A 285-nucleotide genomic window follows, 5' to 3' on the forward strand; every position below is an offset into this window, starting at 1 on the left:
ATTTTTACATTTGTATCTTTCAAGATTACTGACGATACCGTCTTTTACTTTTTCAGACTCATGACATTTTGGACTATCCATTGTTTTTCTTTAGTAAAGATAAAAAAACTATCCTAATTTAGCAATATCGTATTGAAGAACTGCAATTAGACTTAAACAGTTGGTTGTCCTATTACAACAATGAAAGAACGCATACTGGAAAACATTGTTATGGTAAAACACCACTGCAGACGTTTTTGGATAGTAAACCTATTGCAAAAGAGAAATTATTGGAAACTCTTGCAG

The 285-nt window shown here is 31.2% G+C and carries 1 pseudogene; it reads left to right on the forward strand.

The annotated features are described in order from the left end of the window. Positions 1-131: 131 nt before the first annotated feature. A pseudogene (locus GNY06_RS04775) lies at positions 132-285 on the forward strand (IS481 family transposase); the annotation flags it as partial.

The organism is Elizabethkingia argenteiflava, assembly GCF_009904105.1.
GTDB classification, from domain to species: Bacteria; Bacteroidota; Bacteroidia; order Flavobacteriales; family Weeksellaceae; genus Elizabethkingia; species Elizabethkingia argenteiflava.